Raw genomic sequence first — 21,558 nt, 5'->3', positions numbered from 1 at the left:
GTTCTGCCGGTCTCAGGCCAATTTCAAGGCGTGAGAATGAGCCAAGGACCGACATTCCAAGGAAGCCTAAAGCACCGCTTGGAAGAACGAGGCGGGATAACGGCCCCTGCTTCAGCCGCAGCCCGCCAAAGCCTTCAGGATTGCCCGAACGCCGCGGCGGGCCGGCTCCATGCCGAGGCCGGTATCGATCAGAAAATGCGCGCGCCGCCGTTTTTCCGCGTCCGGCATCTGTTTTGACAAAATTGACTGAAACCGGTCTTCGCTCATACCGGCGCGGGACAAGACCCGTTCCCGCTGAATTTGCGCGTCGGCAGTCACGACGACGGACACATCGACACGTCGATTGCCCTGCGTTTCGAACAACAACGGAATATCCATCATGACGATGCGCCGCCCGGCGGCCCTTGCCTTTTCCAGAAACAGGGCTTCTTCCTCGCGCACCAGCGGATGGACGATCGCTTCGAGCCGTTTCATGGCGTCCGGCTTGCCGAGCACGTGGGGTGACAGCAATGCGCGGTCGACCTTGCCGTCGATGACTGTGCCGGGAAAGGCGGACCCGATCAAAGGTGCGGCGCGGCCGCTGTAAAGGGCGTGAACGGCGGCGTCGGCGTCGTGAACCGGAACGCCCTGCGCGGCGAACATTTTCGCGGTGGTCGACTTTCCCATGCCGATCGAGCCGGTCAGGCCTATCCGGATCACGTCGTTCCTCCGAGATCCCTGACGATCAGCGCGCGCAGCTCATCATCCACTTCCGGCCGCACACCGAACCAGCGCTCGAAACCCGGCACCGCTTGATGGAGAAGCATGCCGAGGCCGTCAACCGTGGGATTGCCCCGCTCTTCGGCCTGTTTCAGCAGATCGGTTCGCAACGGTACATAGACCGCATCGGTTACCAGAGCGCTTTTCGGCAGGGGAGAAAGATCGATCTCGAGCGGTGGTTTGCCGGTCATTCCCAGGGAGGTGGTGTTCACAAGGAGACAGGCTTCTTCAAGCAATGTCCCCAGGTTGTCCCAGCTATGTCCGATTGTTTTGGAACCAAACTCGTCGGCTATCCTCGCAGCTTTTTCCAGTGTGCGGTTGACGATGTGCACAGCTGTGAATTTTCGTGAGAGGAGCGCGAATACAATAGCCCGGGCGGCGCCTCCCGCTCCCAGTACAACCGCCGTTCCGGGTGCGTCGTCCCAGCCGGGGGCTCGCTGGTCGAGGTTGCCCAAAAATCCAGTCCAGTCCGTATTCGCCCCGCACAGTTCGCCATCCTCATCCAGCCAGATCGTGTTGGCCGCTCCCATGACTTTCGCGGCTTCGTCCAACCGGTCACATGCCGCGGCCGCAATTTCCTTGTGCGGCACGGTGATATTCGCTCCGATCAGCCCGCTGTCGGAGAAGTTCCGGAAAAAGCGGCCAGCAGCATCGGGCGCAACATCGAGACATCCGTATTCGCCTTCTATGCCGAACTTTTTCAGCCAGTAGCCATGGATGAGCGGCGAGCGGGAATGGGCGACCGGGTGGCCGGTTACCGCAGCTCTTTTTACGGCCGCAGTCATGTTTCGATCACCCCGAGTGCGCGCAGGCGGTTCAGGAGGGGCAGCATCGGCAGGCCCAGAATGGTGAAATAGTCACCGTCAATCTTCTCGAAAAGCTGCACGCCAATGCCTTCGAGCTGATAGGCGCCGACGCTTGAAAGCACGTCATCGCCTGCGGCAGCCAGATAGCGGCCGATAAATTCCGGTGTCAGATCCCGCATGGTCAGACGGGCGGTTGACACGTGGCGCCAGACGGCTTCGCCGTTGCGGGAAATCACCACCGCGGACAACAGTTCGTGGGTCTTTCCGGAAAACGCCAGCAACTGGCGGCGGGCGGCTTCCATGTCTTCCGGTTTCGTGCGGCGTTCACCCTTGAAGGCAAGGATCTGATCGGCTCCGATCACGAGATCCCCGGAGCGCCGGCCGCTGACCTCGTTGGCCTTCGCCTCCGCAAGGATGGCCGCCAGGTCTTCAGGCGGAAAACCCGCTTCCAGAAGCGGGGCCTCGACCGCCCGTTCATCGATATCGGCCGGATCGACCTCGATCGCGAGCCCGGCGTTTTTGAGAAGCTCGGCGCGGATGCCGCTGCCGCTCGCAAGTACAAGTGTCATGGACGTCCTCTTCTATGTGTTCTGGAAGGTCAACTCCCGCGGCTGTCTTCCTGCTCGATCCGATGAGCCTTGAAAAGGGTCATGATTTCCGCGGCCGTTTCCTCGACCGAGCGCCGGGTGACGTCGATCAGCGGCCAGTCATTCTCGGTGCATAGCCTGCGGGTCATGTTGATCTCCTGGGAGATTTCCTTCCGGTCGACATAAGTGTCGTTATAGCCATCCGAATTCAGCGACAAGACGCGATTGCGGCGAATCTGCTGGATGCGTTCGACGGACGCGATCAGACCGACGATCATTGGCGCTTTCAGCTTTTTCACGTGTTCCGGCAGGGGAATACCCGGGACAAGCGGAACATTAGCTGCCTTGATGCCGCGATTGGCCAGATAGATGCAGGTCGGTGTCTTGGAGGTTCTGGATATGCCGATCAGCACGATATCCGCGGATTCCAGATCGTCCCAGACCTGTCCGTCGTCGTGCAGCATTGTATAGTTGAGGGCCTCCATGCGCCGGAAATATTCCGCGTCGAGTTCATGCTGGCCGCCAATGCGGTGGGTTTGCGTGACGTTCAGATAAGACTGGAAGACGGCGAAGACAGGATCGAGAATATTGACGAAGGGAACGCCCAGTTCGCGGCATTTCAGTTCCAGGCGTTTTGCGATATCCACGTCAACGAGCGTGTAAAGCACGATACCGGGCGCTTTCTCGATTTCGCTGATGGCCCTGTCGAGCTGTTTCTGCGAGCGGACGAGCGGATAGACATGCTCGATTTCCTGGACATTTTCATACTGGACGGTCGCCGCTCGGGCCACGGTCATGAGTGTTTCGCCGGTAGAGTCGGACACCAGATGCAGATGAAAGTAGTGTCTCGACTTGTTCACGCTGTCATCCCCAGGGCTGTTGATGAATTGGGACTAAGCCCACATGGCCCCTGCCTAACACGAAGTTTATGCCCGCATCACATGATTTGTTAACAAAACCTAAACGCCGGCAAACCGATCCCGAAACGGTTGTGCATGGGTGTGGATTCACAAGAGCGCTGTGACATATCGACAGATTGTCCACTACCGCCCAAATTCCTAACGAAAGGTTAACGCTCCAATAAGTATTTGTAATATTGAGGATAATCCTTTTATCGACTCCTGGGGAGAGATTCCGCTAAACAAGGGACCGGATTTGTCCCGGCGAGAAATTCAGGCGGGTGGATTGTGGATAGAAATTGATCCCTGTAATCCACGCTCAAACAAAAGAAACAGATTCAAATAAAGACTCTTTATTAGATTTGAAAAGTGGGAAAGGCGCCACCTCATGAAGTCTCAAGACAGATCCGTGATGAGGGTTCTCAAGGGAGAAAAAATCTGGCCTCCTCCCATCTGGATGATGCGTCAGGCCGGACGCTATCTCCCCGAATATCGTGAAGTGCGGGCCAAAGCCCCCAACTTCCTGGAATTCTGCTATTCACCGGACCTCGCCACCGAGGTTACGCTCCAGCCGATCCGCCGTTTTGGTTTTGATGCAAGCATCCTGTTCTCCGATATCTTCGTCGTTCCCGACGCAATCGGTTATCCGGTTCGTTTTGAAGAAGGACGTGGTCCGGTTCTGGAACTTCTGACATCCTATCTCGTTGACCAGCTCGAACAGGACCGTGCAGAGGATCATCTCAAACCGGTGATAGAGACGGTTTCCCGTCTTCGAGCGGAACTGCCTACGGAAACGACGCTCCTGGGCTTCTGCGGGGCGCCCTGGACGGTTGCCTGCTATTCTGTTGCCGGGCACACGACGCAGGATCAGGTTGCGGCGCGGGTGGGAGCCTATCGCGATCCGGAGCTGATGCAGCGGTTCGTTGATCAGCTGGTTACAGCTTCCATCCGCTATCTCATTCGCCAGTTCGATGCGGGCGCGGATGCGGTGCAGATCTTCGATACCTGGGCCGGGGTGCTGGACGACGCCGGGTTCCGGCGCTGGTCGATCGAACCGACAGGCAGGATCGTGTCGGGTGTGAAGGCGGCGCGGCCGGATGCGAAGATCATTGGTTTTCCAAAAGCCTCCTCGGCGCGGATGACGGCCTATATAGAGGGGACAGGTGTCGATGCGGTCGGACTGGACTGGACGGCTCCCGATCATCTTTCCCTGGATATCCAGAAACGGATTCCCATTCAGGGTAACCTCGATCCGATGCGGCTGGTTGCCGGCGGACAGGCTCTTGAGGAAGGCGTCGAACATATTCTCAGGACATTCGACAAGGGACCGCTGATTTTCAATCTCGGTCATGGCGTGACACCGGATGCCGATCCTGAAAACGTGGCGCGTATGGTCGAACTGGTGAGGAAGGGCTAAGGCGAATGGATCTGTTTCTCTGGATCAAATCCCTGCATGTCGTTGCGATCATCGCCTGGATGGCGGGAATGTTCTATCTGCCACGTTTGTTCGTCTATCACGCAGATGCCGAAGTGGGCTCCGTCCAGTCGGAGACCTTCAAGGTGATGGAACGCCGGCTGCTCAAGGCGATCATAAATCCGTCCATGATCGCGGCCTGGATATTCGGGCTCTGGATGGCCTACGAGCTGGACGTCTGGCGGGATGGCTGGTTCCACGCCAAACTGGCTTTGGTGATCGTCATGTCGGGTGTTCACGGCTATTTGAGCCGCTGCGTCAAAACATTTGCCAGAGATGAAAACACCCGGCCCGCCCGCTTCTACCGTATTTTGAACGAGGTGCCGACGGTGCTGATGATCGGGATCGTCATCCTTGTGATCGGCAAACCTTTTTAAGCAAAGCCTATCTGGCGAAACGGAGCAGCCGCCTTTCCGCGGCTGTTCCCGGCATGTTTGAACGAGGCGTAACACTGCCTGTGAAATCGGCAGAAATCCGGGCTTGCGATTCGGCGGAAAAGAACGTATCTTCCGCCCACTTCCAAGCGGCGCTGTGTTTGTTTTCAGTCACTCAGCAATCGCCGTGTAATCTGGACACGTCTAAAAGTCTTTCAGATACAATCTGGCCGAACCATCCCTTTTCGGCTCAGAACGACCTTCCAAACCATATCTCCATAACAACATTGAAGACCCCAATTCCATGCGGGAAATGAAACTTAAAGATCTAAAAGCAAAAACGCCGACAGAGCTGCTTCAAACTGCCGAGGAGCTCGAAGTCGAAAACGCCAGCACCATGCGCAAGCAGGAGCTGATGTTCGCCATCCTGAAAAATCTGGCTGCCCAGGACGTGGAAATCGTCGGCGAGGGTGTCGTCGAGGTTCTGCAGGACGGGTTCGCTTTCCTCAGGTCCCCCGATGCCAATTATCTGCCGGGACCGGACGATATATACGTCTCTCCCTCGCAGATCCGCCGCTTCTCATTGCGGACAGGCGATACTGTCGAAGGCCAGATCCGCAGTCCGAAAGAAGGTGAGCGGTATTTCGCCCTTCTCAAGGTCAGCACGATCAATTTCGAAGATCCGGACAAAGCCCGTCACAAGGTTCACTTCGACAACCTGACACCGCTTTATCCGGATGAGCGTTTCCGGATGGAAATCGAAGATCCGACCAACAAGGATCTGTCTTCGCGTATCATCGATCTGGTGGCACCGCTCGGCAAGGGCCAGCGTGCGCTGATCACCGCGCCACCGCGGACGGGTAAGACTGTTTTCCTGCAGAACATCGCGAAGTCCATCACGCGGAACCACCCGGAATGCTATCTGATCGTTCTTCTGATCGATGAGCGCCCGGAGGAAGTGACCGACATGCAGCGGACGGTCGACGGGGAAGTGGTGTCTTCCACTTTCGACGAGCCGGCCTCACGGCATGTGCAGGTTGCCGAGATGGTGATCGAAAAGGCCAAGCGCCTGACCGAACACGGACGGGACGTTGTCATTCTGCTCGATTCCATCACGCGTCTCGGCCGAGCCTACAACACGGTCGTGCCGTCGTCGGGCAAGGTCTTGACCGGTGGTGTGGACGCCAACGCCCTGCAGCGTCCGAAACGGTTCTTCGGTGCCGCCCGAAACATTGAAGAGGGCGGGTCGCTGACGATCATCGCAACAGCACTGATCGATACGGGCAGCCGTATGGACGAAGTCATCTTCGAGGAATTCAAAGGAACGGGTAACTCCGAAATCATCCTTGACCGGAAGATTTCCGACAAGCGTGTCTACCCGGCAATCGATATTCAGCGCTCCGGCACCCGTAAGGAAGAGCTGCTGGTTCCGCATGAACGTCTCAAGAAGACCTTTGTGTTGCGCCGTATTCTCAATCCGATGGGCACGGTGGATGCGATCGAGTTCCTGCTCGACAAGCTGAAGCAAACGAAGTCGAACGACGAGTTCTTCGACAGCATGAACACCTGATCGGCAGCGATCGGACTTCAAACGAAAGGCGCGGCCCGAAACGGTTCGCGCCTTTACTTTTTGGTGAGGTTTGTTTCACGTGAATCAGCCTGTTCGATTCGGAGCCGTACCCATGAAAGAGACCGTATTTCTGGAAACCGGGCGGTTGCTGTTGAGGGCCTGGCGGGAGGAGGATGTCGATCCTTTTGCCGAAATGTGCGCCGATCCATGTGTCATGCGTTATTTCCCGGAGCCTCTTTCTCGGGAAAAGAGCGTGTCTCTCATTGCAAGATGCCGCGAGAAGCAAAGAAAATACGGCTTCAGCATAGCGCCTGTCGAAGTGAAGGCGACCGGAGAGTTCCTGGGTTTCGTTGGCCTGAGCCGGCCGGACTATGCTACGCCGCTTCCTTTCGAGCCGTGTGTGGAAATTGGCTGGCGGCTAAAGCAGTCCGGCTGGGGTAAAGGCTATGCCAGCGAGGCTGCCAGAGCCTGGCTTCGATTCGGTTTTGAAACTATCGGGCTTCAGGAAATCGTTGCCTTTACGATCCCCGATAATACGCCTTCACAGAAAGTCATGCAGCGTATCGGCATGACGCGGGATCATGACGGCGACTTTCTTTTTCCGGGATTGCCGCCCGATCATCCAGTCGCTCCTCATGTTCTTTATCGGCTGGCCAGGAAGAATTGGCAGATCGGCACCGATGACGGCTAGAGTATGTTGCATTAAATTGAATTCAGGAAGACGCCCGAGGCAGCTTTTGCTTTGCAAATGCGTTCAGGCGATTTCCCGAATTCATGAATCCTCGTAAACGCAACAAGCTCCAATGCGGCGAAACGGGATTCACGTGAAACAGGGGTCAGCCGGAGTTCTTCCGGACGGCGCTGGAGGCTCGACCGCGTGATCGAATCGGCTACGGTCCGAAGAGCAGATAGATGTGTTGGCCGGTTTGCGCGTGTTCTTGGTTTCCTGATCTCTTCCCGGTCCAAAGTCGGAATAGAAGAGATCTATCCTGGAACGGGATCAGGGATAATCCTGCTGTTTTCTGCCAACCACTTAAATGGCTCGGAATGAATGTTGCGGGAGTAGTCCGATTTGGGACAGGGTTTGCCTGTCTGGCGTACGGGCCGACTGATTCACGTGAAACAGACTTGACCGCAAATGCCGCCTTCACGCCGGATCACTGTTACCAGGATTGATTCGCCGGCGGAACGGAACCTGCCGGTCCCTTTCAGTCGGCGGTCATAATTGATAAAGAGGCAGTCCGCATCCGGCTTGACCGGACCGGGTTCCATCAAGACCGGGCACTTCGAAAGGTATTCATGTCAGACACGATCTATGCGCTTTCCAGCGGGGCTGTGCCGTCCGGTGTCGCGGTCATCCGGGTGTCGGGGGCAAAGACCAGGGAAATCGTTCAGACCCTCTGCGGACGAGTGCCTGAGCCTCGCAAGGCGATGTTGGCCGGCCTCCGCGAACCCCTGACACAGGATGTCCTGGATGAAGCGCTGGTGCTCTATTTCGAAGGACCGGCGAGCTTTACCGGAGAGGATGTCGCCGAGTTCCAGTGCCATGGCGGCAGGGCGGTGGTGAGCAGTGTTCTCGGCGCTCTTGGATCCTTTGAGACCTGCCGGCCGGCGGAGCCGGGTGAATTTACCCGCAGGGCGTTCCATCAGGGCCGGATGGATCTGACGGAAGTGGAAGGCCTTGCCGATCTCATTGCCGCGGAAACGGAAGGCCAGCGCAAGCAGGCCCTGCGCCAGATGGGCGGCGCGCTCGGCGCGCTCTACGAGGGCTGGCGCAAGCGGCTCATCCATATGCGGGCGATGATCGAGGCCGACTTCGATTTCGCCGACGAGGAGGATGTCCCTGGCGGTGTCGCTGACGAGGTCTGGGCAGACGCCGCCGAGCTTCATGCGGAAATTGCCGAACACCTGGCGCGCTCCAGAAGCGGGGAACGTCTGCGCTCCGGTCTTCAGGTGGTCCTGATGGGTGCGCCCAATGCCGGCAAGTCCAGTCTCTTGAACGGGATCGCGGGACGGGACGTTGCCATCGTTACCGAGGAAGCGGGAACGACGCGGGATGTCATCGAGGTGCATCTGGATCTCGGAGGCTATCCTGTGACGCTGGCCGATACCGCGGGCTTGCGCGCGACGGACGGGATCGTCGAACGGGAGGGTATCCGCAGGGCGGAACAAAAGGGTCGGGAAGCCGACCTTATCCTCTGGGCGATGGAGCCGGGCGGTGTCCGTGCGGATGATCCCACAGCGGGATTGCCGGAAGATCTGCGTACAGGCATGCAGGTCTGGACTGTTCACACAAAGAGAGATCTTGAGACTCTTCCGAAACAAGACTCTTCCGGAATGATCGAGGAAATTGCTTGTTCCATCAAAGAACCGGACGGTCTTGTGCCTCTGTTGACCCGCTTAACCCGTTTTGCAGAGGAAACGATTTCCGTGGGTGAAGCGCCTCTCGCCACCCGGGACAGGCACAGGCATTTCCTCAAGGCTTGCCTTTCCGGACTTCAGACAGCCGTGGATGAGGTTCATCTTCCGTCGGAATTGCGGGCGGAAGACCTCCGCCGGGCGGCGGATGCCCTTGGACGCATCACCGGGCGCATCGACGTGGAAGATCTGCTCGATGTGATCTTCCGGGATTTCTGTATCGGCAAGTAACCTGTTTCACGTGAATCATTCAAGCGAACCGCGGGTCGGTTCAGACCCGGAACATGTTTCACGTGAATCCGATACGATTCCTGAATACGATTTCGGTCCACTGCGGAAAGTGGATGGTTCCTGGCGAGATTTCCGCTTTGACCTTGGATCGCTTGCGCCGTATAAGTCTCGCGAATATGTGCCGGATATCCGGTGTGTGATAGTCTGGCGCGAGACGCCGGAAACCGATCCCGAAAATCGATCTGGATATTGTGAGCGGCTTGACGTCGCCGAAGTGCCTTGCAGGCGGTAGAGATCATGAGTGAGCAGGACCTGAAATTTGATGTCGTCGTTATCGGCGGCGGGCATGCCGGATGCGAAGCGGCCGCAGTTGCCGCTCGGACGGGAGCGGCCACCGCCCTGGTCACTCACCGTTTCGATACGATCGGGGTGATGTCCTGTAACCCGGCGATCGGCGGTCTTGGGAAGGGGCATCTGGTCCGGGAGATCGATGCGCTGGACGGCTTGATGGGCCGTGTTGCCGATCAGGGGGGTATCCAGTTCCGGATGCTCAATGGCCGCAAGGGGCCCGCCGTGCGCGGCCCGCGGGCTCAGGCCGACCGAAAGCTCTACCGCGAAGCCATGCAGCGCGAAATCTCGGCAATCGATAATCTGACTGTGGTGGAGGGTGAGGCCGACAAGATACGATTTGACGGCGCGGGAGACGACCGGAAGGTTTCCGGTATCGACTTGAGCGATGGCCGGACCGTCGCTTGCAAGGCAATCGTCCTGACGAGCGGCACCTTTCTGCGCGGTCTGATCCATATTGGCGACAGGAAAATTCCGGCTGGCCGGTCCGGTGAAGCGCCCGCCATGGGGTTGTCGGGCTCGCTGGAGGAAATCGGCTTTGACCTCGGCCGTCTGAAAACCGGCACCCCGGCCCGTCTGGACGGGCGGACCATTCACTGGGACCGGCTGGAGGAACAGCCCGGCGATGACGATCCGGTACCGTTTTCCACGCTGACGGACAGGATCACGACGCCGCAGGTTCCCTGCCACATCACCCGCACGACCCCTGAGACCCATCGCATCATTCGGGAAAACCTGTCCCGTTCCGCGATGTATTCCGGCGAGATCAAAGGCCGTGGGCCGCGTTACTGTCCGTCGATAGAGGACAAGATCGTCCGTTTCGGGGACCGGGACGGACATCAGATCTTCCTCGAACCGGAAGGTCTCGACGATCACACGGTCTATCCGAACGGTATCTCGACCTCGCTGCCCGAGGATGCCCAAGTCGCCTTTTTGAAGACCATCCCGGGTCTTGAGGATGTGGTTGTTTTGCAGCCGGGCTATGCGATCGAATATGACCATGTTGATCCGCGCGAATTGCGGCCGACACTGGAAGCCAGGCGCTGTCCGGGTCTTTATCTTGCCGGCCAGATCAACGGCACCACCGGCTATGAAGAAGCCGGAGCTCAGGGTCTGGTGGCGGGTCTTAACGCCGCTCTCGGTGTTGCCGGAAAGCCGCCCTTCGTTGTGGATAGGTCACAGGGTTATATCGGCGTGATGATCGATGACCTGGTGACAAGGGGTATCACCGAGCCCTACAGGATGTTCACGTCCAGGGCTGAATACCGCCTTTCGCTTCGTGCCGACAACGCCGACCAGCGACTGACACCGCTCGGTATCGGGATAGGCTGTGTTTCAGCAACCCGCCGCAGCGCCTTCGAAGCAAAGCTGGCGCGGCTCGAGCAGGCGCGGAAACTTCTGATGCGTCTTTCCGTGACTCCGTCCGAGGCGCGGAAGAAGGGCCTTCCGGTAAATCAGGACGGTATCCGCCGATCCGCCTTCGATCTGCTCTCTTACCCGAACGTGACGTATGAGAGACTTACCGTCGTCTGGCCCGAGCTCAAGGAAGTCGATCCGGCTATCGCCGAGCAGGTGGCGACGGATGCGCTCTATGCGGTTTATCTCGACCGGCAGAAGGCGGATATCGATGCGCTCAAGCGCGATGAAGCCTTGCAGATCCCGGATGGTTTCGACTACGAAGCAATTTCCAGTCTCTCCAATGAAGTCCGGCAAAAGCTCCATGACGTCCGTCCGGCGACCCTCGGTCAGGCCTCGCGCATGGATGGCATGACACCGGTGGCGCTTACCCTGATCCTGTCGTATCTGAAGCGGAACGGTCAACGGGGAGCGGCGTGATGCGCCGTTCCGAGGTGTTGAATTCCTCTGGACAGGTTGTGCATAAATATGGGGATGTTTCACGTGAAACGCTGGAGCGTCTTCAGATCTATGTGGACCTCGTCCTCAAGTGGCAACCCGCACAAAACCTCATCGCGCCGTCGACCATTCCGGATATCTGGACCCGGCATGTTGTCGACAGCCTGCAGAGCGTGTGGAGTTATCCAGAGGCAAAGACCTGGGTGGATATCGGTAGCGGCGCGGGATTTCCCGGCGTGGTGACGGCGATCCTGCTGGCCGACGATCCCGAAGCCCATGTCCATATGATCGAGAGCAATCAGCGCAAAGCCGCCTTCCTGAGAACCGCACTTCGGGAAACGGGTTCGAAAGGCACGGTGCATCCGGGCAGAATCGAATCGGTTGCGAAAGACTGGTCGTCGGGGAGGGTCGATGCGGTCTCGGCGCGCGCTCTGGCGTCATTGGAAACGCTTTTTCAGCTATCCGAGCCTTTCACCCGGCAGGGTGCGAAAGCTGTTTTCCACAAAGGACAGGATTTTCAGAGAGAAGTTAACGAAGCCACTGCCCGTTGGGGCTTCGATCTGGTAGAAAAGATAAGTCTTGTAGATCCAACGAGCCGGATGCTTCTTTTTTCAAATATTTCAGCCCGGTCTGAGTAGCCCAGGAAGGTCTGGTGGCAATGAACATGCTTCCCGAAACGCCGCGCGTTCTCGCACTTGCAAACCAAAAGGGCGGAGTGGGTAAAACCACGACGGCCATCAATCTCGGGACGGCTCTGGCTGCCATCGGGGAAAAGGTTCTGGTGATCGATCTCGATCCTCAGGGCAACGCGTCAACCGGCCTCGGTATCGAGCGAAGGGATCGCGGTCTGTCGACCTATGAAGTCCTGAGCGGCGATTGCTCGCTGGCGGAGGCCGTGCGCGAAACGACCGTGCAGCGGCTGTGGGTCGCGCCTTCGACCATGGATCTGCTTGGTCTGGAGCTTGAAATCGCATCGACCAGCGACCGGGCGTTCCGGCTGCGGGCCGCCATCGAGGCTCTGAGCAAGTCGCGGCTGTTTCAGGAAATCGGCTTCACCTATGTTCTGGTCGATTGCCCACCGTCCCTTAACCTTCTGACCATCAACGCCCTGTCCGCGTCGCATTCCATTCTGGTCCCGCTGCAATGCGAATTCTTTGCGCTGGAAGGTCTCAGCCAGTTGCTCAGCACGGTCGAGCAGGTAAAGAATGCTCTCAATCCGGAGCTCAGCATTCACGGCATCGTGCTGACCATGTATGACAGCCGCAACAATCTCTCCAGCCAGGTGGTCGCCGATGTGCGCGAGACGATGGGGGATGCTGTCTATGACACTATCATCCCGCGTAATGTGCGTATTTCGGAAGCGCCGTCTTACGGCAAGCCGGTGCTGCTGTACGATCTGAAATGCGCAGGCAGCCAGGCCTATCTGCGCCTTGCCTCCGAGATCATTCAGCGTGAGCGGGAATTGCGGCGGGTTGCCGCCTGAACCGGTTCGAATCGGATCCGAACTGACGGAAAACGCGCGTGACAGCATTCCCGGCGCAGCTGTCACGCTCTAAAATATTGAAATATAAGAAGAAAAAGGTGCGGTATGGCGGAAAGAGACGTCAAGAGCAAGCGTTTGGGCCGTGGCCTGGCGGCCCTGATCGGCGATTCAGCTCCGGAAGCAGCGGCGGCGCCGGAAAAGTTCTTTCGTGACACGCGCAAGGTGCCGATCGAGCATATCGAACCCAATCCGCGTAATCCGCGCAAAACCTTTACTGAAAAAGATCTTGGCGATCTTGCCGAGTCGCTTAGGTCCAAGGGCATTGTCCAGCCGATCCTGGTCCGGCCGGCGGCGGGTAAAACCGACCGTTTCGAGATCATCGCCGGGGAACGCCGCTGGCGGGCGGCGCAGCGCGCCGGTCTTCACGAAGCTCCGATCATCATTCGGGATGTGACCGATCAGGAAGCGCTTGAGCTTGCGATCATCGAAAACGTTCAGCGCGCCGACCTCAACCCGATTGAAGAGGCGATGGGTTATGAGCAGCTTACCGCCGATTTCAGCTACAGTCAGGGTGAACTGGCGAAGGTCATCGGCAAGAGCCGCAGCCATGTCGCCAACACGATGCGTCTTCTCAAGCTTCCCAATTCCGTGAAAGACTATCTGGCCGAAGGGCTTCTGACAGCCGGACACGCGCGGGCGCTGATCACCGTGGAAGACCCCGCGGCGCTGGCCGAGCTGATCGTCGAAAAGGGCCTGACGGTTCGCGACGCGGAGAAGATCTCTCAGGACCCGGATGCGCTTGCCAGAATGAAGGGCGACAAGGCGCCAGGCGACAAGCGGCAAAAGGATGCCGATACCAAGGCCCTGGAGAAACGCCTCAGCGACACGCTGGGCCTCAAGGTCAGTGTGGGTCACAAACCGGGCAAGGAAACAGGCGACCTGAAGATCAAGTACACGTCTCTGGAGCAGCTTGATGAGCTGTGCCGGAAACTCGGGGTCGAAACGCGCTAAAGCGTGTCGTGTTAAATTGAATTCAGGAAATCGCCCGAACGCATTTGCAATGTAAACGTTGCCCCGGGCGTCTTCCTGAAACCATGAATCCGCTTAAACGCGACACGCTATAAAGCGCTTTTCGATTTCAAATGGTGCGGATTAAACGCAAAGTGCTTTAGAATATCCTTGGGTCAGCATAACACAGGATGCTCCGACAGCTTTGCATGTAAGATGATCGGTCTATCTTCGCCGAAGTTTTATTTGGCTCTGCACCAGGACTACCTGTATCTCATCATGTCCGGAAAAAAATTGTATATCAGAGAATCTTCAATAAGCCGCAAGGTCAGTTTTTTATTTGGAACATCGCTTTTCGATATTATTGCTTCTTCGATTTTTTCTCCCAGCTTGACCCAGCCTTTGTTTATCGCTGCTGCAATACGCTCAAGAGCGTCATTTATTTTCTTCGTTAGACCCAACTCGTTGGCGATATAGGCCAGCGCTCCTGAAATAATCAACGCGCCTACGATCAGGATGCCCGAGGCTACCAGTCCCGTGCCGATCACGATCCCTGTCGCCAGGCCGATACCCCACATGATGAGCTGGGTGATCACCGAGATGATTCCGGTGGTGGCAAAGACCCCGAGCAAATCCTTCCATTGCCGTTCGTCGTCGAGAAACATCGATAATATTTCTATGGGCACCGTGAAGATTATGTTGAGTTTAAGCCCATTTTTCAGGTGTTTAACCTGTTTAGGCAGACTCAGTCCCAGTTCCGCCACCTTCGGGTTGGATGGCAGGAATTTAATTCCAGGGAGGAGCGGTCTTAGTCCGGCTCTTCCGGTTATAACGACATACAGCTTGCCGTTGACCAGCTTGACTCTCGCTTTTTGGCCGACGCCCAGTTTGGCAAAGAAATCCTGCCTGCCTGCTTCACTCTCCAGGGCAGCGACGGCATCGGCAAGGCTGGGGAGCGGGCCTTGGCCCTGTACGCCGGACTTGAGTTTTTCCAGCGCCAGGATGCCGAATTCCTCAAGGCTGAAAATCCCTACTTCTTCTTTGGTCGCCGCGCCGTCGGCACCTCTGCCCCGGGTGGCCTGATTTTCTTTTTCAGCTTCCGCATCCAGAGAATATTGACGATGCAGATAATCAAACAGATCCTGGGGCAGCTCGATCGCCCAGAATTTGAATCCGATCTTGTTGGCGACACGCCTTACCAACTCTTTGGGATCGTCTTCCAGAACACATAATGCGCCATCTTCCAGCGTCGCGAGCTTGAACTTCTGGATCTCCGCTTCCGTCATCACGAGAAGATGTTTGTTGAAGCGCGCGAGAAAATCGTCCTCGTCTCTGATGACCAGACGGGCCGTACTTGGAAACTTCAATATATAGTCGAACTGATCCGGCCGCCCAATGATGAGAACGGATGCCGAGTTTCGGAAAACATAGGTAAAATCAAGCCAGGTACCAAGCATGCCGACCGCCTGTTCTTAGACACGGGGAGAATCTTATTCAGTCAGATTTCGATCCACAAGCGAGCAACGGTTTCTCTCCGGATCAACCTGCAGGCTATGGGTGTCGGCTGCGATAGCCGAAGCGGGTTTGCGTTGCCCGGAAATATCAGCGCCGCTGGTTGCGCGCTCTTGCGGCACGGCCCAGCGTCAGCAGGGCTTCGGACAGCACCGGTACACCCAGCGGATCGTTCAGACGTGAGATCCTGGTGGCTTCGCTGAGGATGCCCATCGCGCGCTCGAGATCCTTCAGCGACCAGATCCGTAGCTGCTGCGCGAAACTTGCCTTGCGGGTGAAGAATATCGGCGGCCGCTGACTGTCGACGACCTGCTGGGCATTCCTGCCCTGGTCGATATCGATTCGCATCCGGTGCAAATGCTGGAAATGCTTCAGCGCCTGATTGGCGATCACCGAGGCCTTTGAACCGGCTTCCGCGAGGCGTTCCAGACCGTGATCCAGCAGGCCAAGATTGCCGGAAGCGGCGGCGTCGATAAGCTCGGAGGTTTCAAACGCCGAAGCGTCGCCGATTATGGCTTCGATATCCTCGCTCTCGATCCGTCCCTTTCCGAGGGCATAGAGGCAGAGTTTCTTCAGTTCACCGCGGCTGGCCATGCGGTCGCCGCCCAGGAGGCTGTGAAGGGCGGACCTCGCCTCGCGGGTAATGGTCAGTCCGGCTTCCCTTGTCTCGTCGTCGATCAGCTGATCGATGCCGCGGTCATTGTCCGCGTAGCAGGGCAGCGCGACGGCGCGTTTATGAGATTCGACCAATTTGCGAAGACCGACACCTTTCTTGATGTCGCCGGCTTCCAGAACGACCAGGGTCTGCCAATCCTCCAGTTTGAGGACCGGTTCCAGGGCGGGATTGAGGTTTTTACCGCCTGCGTCCTTCACCCAGACGATCCGGCGTCCGCCGAAAAGCGGCACGGTCAGCACTTCGTCGATCAGCCGATCCGGATCGGAGCTGATGTCGGCTGCGTCGATCTTGATGAGGTTGAACGGATCGTCTTCGCCTTCCGACGCCTTTTTCACCAGACGCGCCGCCCGTTCGGAAACAAGGCCCGTATCGGGGCCGAAAATCAGAATGACTCCGCCATCTGCAGGCGGATTGGCGACGTACCGGTCAATTTCCCCGGCTTTCAGGACGGTCAAGGCCGATCGGCTCCCAAGATTAGCTGCTATTCAGAACATTCCGCGTTCGGACGATCGCCGGGGCACGCTCTGACACTTCCAGATCGATCAACATTCAGACCTGCAATCGTAACCGATTGAGGTCCACAGACCCTAGGACCGGCTGGCGAAATAGCCGGCAATCCGGGCGGAAATGTCGTCGGCAACGGCTTTCGCCACCCGTTCCTGCGCATTCCGGTAGGCGCGCTTGTTGGCAAAGCGCTGGGACGAAAAGTCGTAAGATGCGGATTTGAAGGCCCGGCCGGTCAGGAGTGTTTCATTGGTGTTGATATCACTGAGAACGAAGGTCGAGTTCATCGTGGTCGTGTAGGCGGAGGGAACATCCGCGAACCGTTCCACACCGACTTCCGAGCTGCCGACATCCATCAGGACCTTCAGGCGGTATCGTTTAGCCGGCGTACCTGCACCCCGTTCAAACCGGTAGATGAGCTCGTTGTAGAGAACCCGGGATGCATCGTCATTGGCGAACTGGCTGGGGATGGAGTCGAGATCGATTGCCGCCAGTTCAGCGGTGACGGGCGAGGAAGACGCGCCGAATTCGCCGGTACTGGTGCCGTAGAGAGGGCGTACCTGACATGCGCCCAGCGTCATGGCTGCCCCCAAGGCGGCGCAAAGGGCAGTGCGCCGGAGCGCGCTGCTGCTCTTGAAGATGTTGTCAAACAACGACATTCACGATCCTTTGCGGTACAACGATGAGCTTTTTCGGCGAACTTCCGGCCAGTGCCTTTTGAACGATGTCCAGCGCCAAGGTAGCCGCTTCGACCTCCTCTTTGGAAGCCTCTTTTGCAATGGTCAGTTCACCGCGCCGCTTGCCGTTGATCTGGATCGGGTAGGTGACGGAATCCTCGACAAGGAGCGCCTCGTCCGCTTGCGGCCATTTGGCTTCGGATATCAGGTTGTCGTGACCGATGGCGGACCAGCATTCTTCCGCCAGATGCGGCATCATCGGCGCCATCATATGCACCAGAAAATCAGCTGCCTCGCGGACCGCGTATTCCATCGCTGTGTCGTCCAGGCTTTCATTCAGAGCCTTGCCGATGGTGTTGACCAACTCATAGAGCCTTGCGACCGCACGGTTAAAGCCGAGGTTCTCCAGATCGCCGGAAACCGCCGCCAGGGTCTTGTGGCTGGCGCGGCGCAATTCCAGCGCTTTGCCGGAAACCTCGGGGGCCTTGCCGCCGCGCGGTTCGGTCCTTTCCGCGATATCGCCGATCAGGCGCCAGACGCGCTGCACAAAACGCCAAGCGCCCTGAACGCCGTCCTCGGTCCAGATAACGTCACGCTCCGGAGGGCTGTCGGACAACATGAACCAGCGCGCGGTATCCGCGCCGTAAGTGTCGATGATGTCTGTCGGATCGACAGTGTTCTTTTTCGACTTCGACATTTTTTCGATCGAGCCGATGGACACTTCGTCACCGGTTTCCAGCAGAACGGCCCGGCGGCTGCCGCCGTTATCCTCGATACGGATTTCGGCGGGGGAGATCCAGCGGCCGTTGCCGCCTTCACCCAGCCGGTAGGTTTCATGGGTCACCATGCCCTGCGTGAAGAGACCCTTGAAAGGTTCCTTCAGATCCAGGGCGCCGACCTTCTGCATCGCCCGTGTGAAAAAGCGGGAATAGAGCAGGTGCAGGATCGCGTGTTCGATGCCACCGATATACTGATCGACCGGCAGCCAACCATTGGCGGCCGCGGGATCCGTCGGCTGGTCGCAGTCCGGCGCGGTAAAGCGGGCGAAATACCAGGAGGAATCCACGAAGGTGTCCATGGTGTCGGTTTCGCGTTTCGCCGGCTTGCCGCATTTCGGGCAGGTGGTCTCGCGCCAGGTCGGATGGCGGTCGAGAGGATTGCCGGGCTTGTCGAAATTGATATCTTCCGGCAGTTCAACCGGCAGGTTTTCATCCTTTTCGGGAATGACGCCGCAGTCATCGCAGTGAATGACCGGGATCGGGCAGCCCCAATAGCGCTGGCGCGAAATGCCCCAGTCGCGCAAACGGTAATTCACCTGGCGCGCGGCCTGCGGAGCACCGTCAACCGTGATGGCTTCCAGCTTGCCGGCAATGGCTTCCTTCGCATCGGGAATGGACAGACCGTCCATGAAAGCGGAATTGAAGATGGCGCCCTCATCGGTGAAAGCGTCGTCGCCGATTTCAAAGCTTGCCGGATCGGCTCCGTTCGGCAGGACGACCGGCTTCACCGGCAGGCCGTATTTGCGGGCAAAGTCGAGGTCGCGCTGGTCATGGGCCGGACAACCGAAAATGGCGCCGGTTCCGTAGTCCATCAGGATGAAATTGGCGACATAGACCGGCAGCTCGACCGAGCTGTCGAGCGGGTGCTTGACGCGCAGTCCGGTATCGACACCTTTTTTCTCTGCCTTTTCAATAGCTTCCTCGGAGGTTCCAACCCTGCGGCATTCCTCGATGAAGGATTTGAGTTGCGGATTATCTTCCGCAAGCCTGACCGAGACCGGATGATCCGGGGAGAGACCCATGAAGGAAGCGCCGAACAGGGTGTCCGGACGCGTCGTGAAGATCTCCAGGGTCTCGTCGCCTGTCGGAGCGGCCTGCGTGAATTCAAAACGGATGCGCAGGCCTTCGGACCGGCCGATCCAGTTTTTCTGCATCAGACGGACTTTGTCCGGCCAACGGTCCAGATCGTCGATCGCCTCCAGCAGTTCCTCCGAATAATCGGAAATGCGGAAGAACCACTGGGTCAGTTCGCGTTGTTCGACCAACGCGCCCGACCGCCAGCCACGGCCGTCGATGACCTGTTCGTTCGCCAGCACGGTCATGTCGACAGGGTCCCAGTTGACCTTGGCGTTCTTGCGGTAGACCAGACCTGCGTCCAGGAATTTCAGGAAGAGGCGCTGCTGCTGGGTGTAATAGCCGACATCGCAGGTCGCGAATTCCCGGCTCCAGTCGAGCGACAGGCCCATGATCTTGAGCTGCTCGCGCATGGCGGCGATATTGTCGTAGGTCCAGTCCTTGGGATGAACCTTGTTCTGCATCGCGGCGTTTTCCGCCGGCATGCCGAAGGCGTCCCAGCCCATCGGGTGGAGGACGTTGAAGCCCCTGGCGCGCTTGTAGCGGGCGACGACATCGCCCATCGCATAGTTGCGCACATGGCCCATGTGAATGCGCCCGGACGGATAGGGGAACATTTCAAGGACATAATATTTATCGCGCGGATCGTCGTTATGGGTGACGAAAACGTCCTTGTCGTTCCAGATCTTCTGCCAGCGCGCTTCCACTTCGCGCGCGTTATACCGTTCCGTTGCCATCAAATGCGCCGTCTGTTCCTGCCGCCTGAACTGGCGGAATTCCTGAATGATTGACTGCCGGACTGTCACCAGAAATCAGGTCCGGGGTCAACATGTGAGAAGAGATTGATCTCGCAGTTGCCTGTTTATTTCGCAATGCCGCATTCGTAAAGCTATCGGATCGCCGGTCCGGCGGAAGAAATACGTGCCGGGTCCGCCTGCGCGTCCCAGATGTTCTTCATCCGTGCGCCGTCCGGGTGGGTCTTGCTGAAGAGAATATACAGCGGATAGACACGGATGGGTTCCGACATGGCGATGGACTCCGCCGCATCATCCAGGACGGCGCGACTGTGCGCCCGGCCGACACGGTCGATCTCGATATAAAGGTCCGCCCGGCCGCGCGCGAGCATATTCCACGCCTGTTCTTCCTCCGGTACCGCCTGAAAGAGGACACCGGCCTTTTCGAGTGGTGCCTGATACCAGTAGCCGGGAATGCCCACGACGGTCAGCCCGCGCGCTGCGACTTCCTCGAAGGACAGGGCCTGCAGGCCGGCCGGAAACCGGTCCTTGCGGTAGAAGTAGACGAAGCTGGCCAGAGCTATGGGCGTTTCCGGATAGATAAAATCCTCTGCTCTTTCCTTTTCGAAAATCCAGGAAAAAGTCGCGGGCAGGGTGCCGTGCCGGGTCATTTCGAACGACCGGAGCCAAGGGAGGAATTCGAAGCGGACGTCGTGTCCGGCGGCCCGGAAAGTCTCGGTAACCTTCTGTGCGTGCATCCCAAAGCCGGGAGCGTCGCGTGAAGTGAAGGGTGGCCAGTCGCCGACCGCGAAGGTGAAGGTCTCGGAATTCGCGGCAGCGCACTGGAAAACGAGCGCGACGACCACCGCAAATGCGCGGAATCCAACTGAGGTCATTCGCGATATCGGGAAATGTACTGGTTCATAGGCGCGGATCGTGGGCAAAAGAAATGAACAAAGGCGTAAGACCTTCCTGCAAACGCGAGGAATATCAAGAAGGGTTTGAAGGGATTTTCATGAATCTGCTAAGAGGTGCCAGGGCCGACACCGGCGGCGCGTCTCTTTGCCGGTGCCGGTGCCTGGTTCATCGCCGCTGTCCAACTGGAGCATTTCATGGTGTCTGCAACCGATCGTCTGGAAGAGGTAAGGGCCGAAATACGCAGCTCCGAGGCCGCGTATGGCCGCAAGGAGGGTTCCGTTTCCCTGATTGCGGTATCTAAGACGTATGACGCGGAGGTCATCCGTCCGGTTCTGGAGGCCGGACAGCGCGTGTTCGGTGAAAACCGGGTTCAGGAAGCCATGGGCAAATGGCCGGGTTTGCGTGAAGACTTTGAAGGGATCGAGCTGCATCTTATCGGCCCGCTGCAATCGAACAAGGCAAAGGAGGCCGTGGCGACCTTCGATGTCATTCACACGGTCGACCGGCCAAAGATCGCCAGGGCCCTGAAAGCGGAAATGGACCGACAGGAAAGGGATCTGCCCTGCTTCATCCAGGTCAATACGGGCGAGGAATCGCAAAAGGCCGGTATAGCTCCGAAAGACGTCGATGCCTTTGTAAAGGACTGCCGGGAAGAAGTTGGGCTGAATATCGTCGGTCTGATGTGCATTCCGCCCGTGGACGAAGCGCCGGGAGAGCATTTCGCGCTTTTGGAAAAGATCGCCGGGCGCAACGGCTTGAACCAGCTTTCCATGGGCATGTCTTCCGATTACAGGATCGCCATCGGCTTCGGTGCGACCTGTGTCCGCGTCGGTTCGGCGATCTTCGGTGAGCGTGATTATGCGTGACGATCCG

19 protein-coding genes are annotated in these 21,558 nt (G+C 58.0%); 10 read left to right on the top strand and 9 right to left on the bottom strand.

Going from position 1 to position 21,558, the window contains the following annotated elements; genetic code table 11:
* Positions 1-111: 111 nt before the first annotated feature.
* From coaE to CLV41_RS08505, 4 genes are read right to left on the bottom strand one after another with little or no spacing between them, the layout of a single operon-like run.
* Positions 112-699 carry a dephospho-CoA kinase gene (gene coaE / locus CLV41_RS08520; RefSeq protein WP_103221881.1) on the bottom strand — a complete coding sequence of 196 codons (588 nt, stop codon included), beginning with the start codon at positions 697-699 and terminating at the stop codon, positions 112-114.
* Entirely contained in the window at positions 696-1,544 is an 849-nt protein-coding gene (locus CLV41_RS08515) for a shikimate dehydrogenase (protein WP_103221880.1), read from the bottom strand. The genes coaE and CLV41_RS08515 overlap by 4 nt, the downstream gene beginning before the upstream one ends.
* Positions 1,541-2,134 carry a Maf-like protein gene (locus CLV41_RS08510; RefSeq protein WP_103221879.1) on the bottom strand — a complete coding sequence of 198 codons (594 nt, stop codon included), beginning with the start codon at positions 2,132-2,134 and terminating at the stop codon, positions 1,541-1,543. The genes CLV41_RS08515 and CLV41_RS08510 overlap by 4 nt, the downstream gene beginning before the upstream one ends.
* Before the next feature lie 29 nt (positions 2,135-2,163).
* A complete protein-coding gene (locus CLV41_RS08505) occupies positions 2,164-3,012 on the bottom strand; it encodes a pyruvate, water dikinase regulatory protein (protein ID WP_170107149.1) in 849 nt (282 codons plus the stop codon).
* 427 nt (positions 3,013-3,439) lie between these two features.
* On the opposite strand from CLV41_RS08505, the gene hemE reads away from it, so the two are divergent.
* From hemE to CLV41_RS08460, 9 genes are all read left to right on the top strand, one after another.
* A complete protein-coding gene (hemE, locus tag CLV41_RS08500) occupies positions 3,440-4,468 on the top strand; it encodes a uroporphyrinogen decarboxylase (protein ID WP_103221878.1) in 1,029 nt (342 codons plus the stop codon).
* Between the two features lie 5 nt (positions 4,469-4,473).
* Positions 4,474-4,902 (top strand): protoporphyrinogen oxidase HemJ, encoded by a 429-nt coding sequence (hemJ, locus tag CLV41_RS08495; protein ID WP_103221877.1) that lies wholly within the window; start codon positions 4,474-4,476, stop codon positions 4,900-4,902.
* A gap of 301 nt (positions 4,903-5,203) precedes the next feature.
* Entirely contained in the window at positions 5,204-6,469 is a 1,266-nt protein-coding gene (gene rho / locus CLV41_RS08490; protein ID WP_103221876.1) for a transcription termination factor Rho, read from the top strand.
* A 112-nt stretch (positions 6,470-6,581) separates the two neighbouring features.
* The gene (locus CLV41_RS08485; RefSeq protein ID WP_103221875.1) at positions 6,582-7,160 is read left to right on the top strand and encodes a GNAT family N-acetyltransferase; all 579 of its coding nucleotides are present in this window, start codon (positions 6,582-6,584) and stop codon (positions 7,158-7,160) included.
* Positions 7,161-7,768: 608 nt separating this feature from the next.
* Entirely contained in the window at positions 7,769-9,118 is a 1,350-nt protein-coding gene (gene mnmE, locus CLV41_RS08480; RefSeq protein WP_103221874.1) for a tRNA uridine-5-carboxymethylaminomethyl(34) synthesis GTPase MnmE, read from the top strand.
* Between the two features lie 297 nt (positions 9,119-9,415).
* The gene (gene mnmG, locus CLV41_RS08475; protein WP_103221873.1) at positions 9,416-11,302 is read left to right on the top strand and encodes a tRNA uridine-5-carboxymethylaminomethyl(34) synthesis enzyme MnmG; all 1,887 of its coding nucleotides are present in this window, start codon (positions 9,416-9,418) and stop codon (positions 11,300-11,302) included.
* On the top strand, positions 11,302-11,958 hold the full coding sequence (gene rsmG, locus CLV41_RS08470; RefSeq protein WP_103221872.1) for a 16S rRNA (guanine(527)-N(7))-methyltransferase RsmG: 657 nt from the start codon (positions 11,302-11,304) through the stop codon (positions 11,956-11,958). Before mnmG ends, rsmG begins: the two co-directional genes overlap by 1 nt.
* 20 nt (positions 11,959-11,978) lie before the next feature.
* Positions 11,979-12,803, top strand: a complete 825-nt coding sequence (locus CLV41_RS08465) for a ParA family protein (RefSeq protein ID WP_103221871.1) — start codon at positions 11,979-11,981, stop codon at positions 12,801-12,803.
* Positions 12,804-12,908: 105 nt separating this feature from the next.
* The gene (locus tag CLV41_RS08460) at positions 12,909-13,814 is read left to right on the top strand and encodes a ParB/RepB/Spo0J family partition protein (RefSeq protein ID WP_103221870.1); all 906 of its coding nucleotides are present in this window, start codon (positions 12,909-12,911) and stop codon (positions 13,812-13,814) included.
* Between the two features lie 260 nt (positions 13,815-14,074).
* Here CLV41_RS08460 and CLV41_RS08455 read toward each other — a convergent pair whose 3' ends face one another.
* The 5 genes from CLV41_RS08455 to CLV41_RS08435 form a co-directional block, all read right to left on the bottom strand.
* Positions 14,075-15,268, bottom strand: a complete 1,194-nt coding sequence (locus tag CLV41_RS08455; RefSeq protein WP_103221869.1) for a hypothetical protein — start codon at positions 15,266-15,268, stop codon at positions 14,075-14,077.
* A gap of 145 nt (positions 15,269-15,413) precedes the next feature.
* Entirely contained in the window at positions 15,414-16,454 is a 1,041-nt protein-coding gene (holA, locus tag CLV41_RS08450) for a DNA polymerase III subunit delta (protein ID WP_103221868.1), read from the bottom strand.
* Between the two features lie 132 nt (positions 16,455-16,586).
* Positions 16,587-17,162, bottom strand: a complete 576-nt coding sequence (locus CLV41_RS08445; protein ID WP_208987377.1) for a hypothetical protein — start codon at positions 17,160-17,162, stop codon at positions 16,587-16,589.
* Positions 17,149-19,770, bottom strand: a complete 2,622-nt coding sequence (leuS, locus tag CLV41_RS08440) for a leucine--tRNA ligase (RefSeq protein WP_103222023.1) — start codon at positions 19,768-19,770, stop codon at positions 17,149-17,151. Before leuS ends, CLV41_RS08445 begins: the two co-directional genes overlap by 14 nt.
* Positions 19,771-19,922: 152 nt before the next feature.
* A complete protein-coding gene (locus CLV41_RS08435; protein ID WP_103221867.1) occupies positions 19,923-20,663 on the bottom strand; it encodes a substrate-binding periplasmic protein in 741 nt (246 codons plus the stop codon).
* Between the two features lie 216 nt (positions 20,664-20,879).
* On the opposite strand from CLV41_RS08435, the gene CLV41_RS08430 reads away from it, so the two are divergent.
* Positions 20,880-21,551 carry a YggS family pyridoxal phosphate-dependent enzyme gene (locus CLV41_RS08430; RefSeq protein WP_103222022.1) on the top strand — a complete coding sequence of 224 codons (672 nt, stop codon included), beginning with the start codon at positions 20,880-20,882 and terminating at the stop codon, positions 21,549-21,551.
* The last annotated feature ends 7 nt before the right edge of the window (positions 21,552-21,558 follow it).

Source organism: Roseibium marinum (genome assembly GCF_002906165.1).
GTDB lineage: Bacteria > Pseudomonadota > Alphaproteobacteria > Rhizobiales > Stappiaceae > Roseibium > Roseibium marinum.
The sequence above is the reverse complement of the archived record's forward strand: the minus strand, read 5'-3'. Positions and strand labels throughout refer to the sequence as shown.

What these genes read in the sequence shown, in the direction of transcription:
- CLV41_RS08515 (WP_103221880.1), bottom strand. Translation starts at nt 1,544, where the DNA reads ATGACTGCGGCCGTAAAAAGAGCTGCGGTAACCGGCCACCCGGTCGCC.
- CLV41_RS08510 (WP_103221879.1), bottom strand. Translation starts at nt 2,134, where the DNA reads ATGACACTTGTACTTGCGAGCGGCAGCGGCATCCGCGCCGAGCTTCTC.
- hemE (WP_103221878.1), top strand. Translation starts at nt 3,440, where the DNA reads ATGAAGTCTCAAGACAGATCCGTGATGAGGGTTCTCAAGGGAGAAAAA.
- hemJ (WP_103221877.1), top strand. Translation starts at nt 4,474, where the DNA reads ATGGATCTGTTTCTCTGGATCAAATCCCTGCATGTCGTTGCGATCATC.
- rho (WP_103221876.1), top strand. Translation starts at nt 5,204, where the DNA reads ATGCGGGAAATGAAACTTAAAGATCTAAAAGCAAAAACGCCGACAGAG.
- CLV41_RS08485 (WP_103221875.1), top strand. Translation starts at nt 6,582, where the DNA reads ATGAAAGAGACCGTATTTCTGGAAACCGGGCGGTTGCTGTTGAGGGCC.
- mnmE (WP_103221874.1), top strand. Translation starts at nt 7,769, where the DNA reads ATGTCAGACACGATCTATGCGCTTTCCAGCGGGGCTGTGCCGTCCGGT.
- mnmG (WP_103221873.1), top strand. Translation starts at nt 9,416, where the DNA reads ATGAGTGAGCAGGACCTGAAATTTGATGTCGTCGTTATCGGCGGCGGG.
- rsmG (WP_103221872.1), top strand. Translation starts at nt 11,302, where the DNA reads ATGCGCCGTTCCGAGGTGTTGAATTCCTCTGGACAGGTTGTGCATAAA.
- CLV41_RS08465 (WP_103221871.1), top strand. Translation starts at nt 11,979, where the DNA reads ATGAACATGCTTCCCGAAACGCCGCGCGTTCTCGCACTTGCAAACCAA.
- CLV41_RS08460 (WP_103221870.1), top strand. Translation starts at nt 12,909, where the DNA reads ATGGCGGAAAGAGACGTCAAGAGCAAGCGTTTGGGCCGTGGCCTGGCG.
- CLV41_RS08455 (WP_103221869.1), bottom strand. Translation starts at nt 15,268, where the DNA reads ATGCTTGGTACCTGGCTTGATTTTACCTATGTTTTCCGAAACTCGGCA.
- CLV41_RS08445 (WP_208987377.1), bottom strand. Translation starts at nt 17,162, where the DNA reads ATGTCGTTGTTTGACAACATCTTCAAGAGCAGCAGCGCGCTCCGGCGC.
- leuS (WP_103222023.1), bottom strand. Translation starts at nt 19,770, where the DNA reads ATGGCAACGGAACGGTATAACGCGCGCGAAGTGGAAGCGCGCTGGCAG.
- CLV41_RS08435 (WP_103221867.1), bottom strand. Translation starts at nt 20,663, where the DNA reads ATGACCTCAGTTGGATTCCGCGCATTTGCGGTGGTCGTCGCGCTCGTT.
- CLV41_RS08430 (WP_103222022.1), top strand. Translation starts at nt 20,880, where the DNA reads ATGGTGTCTGCAACCGATCGTCTGGAAGAGGTAAGGGCCGAAATACGC.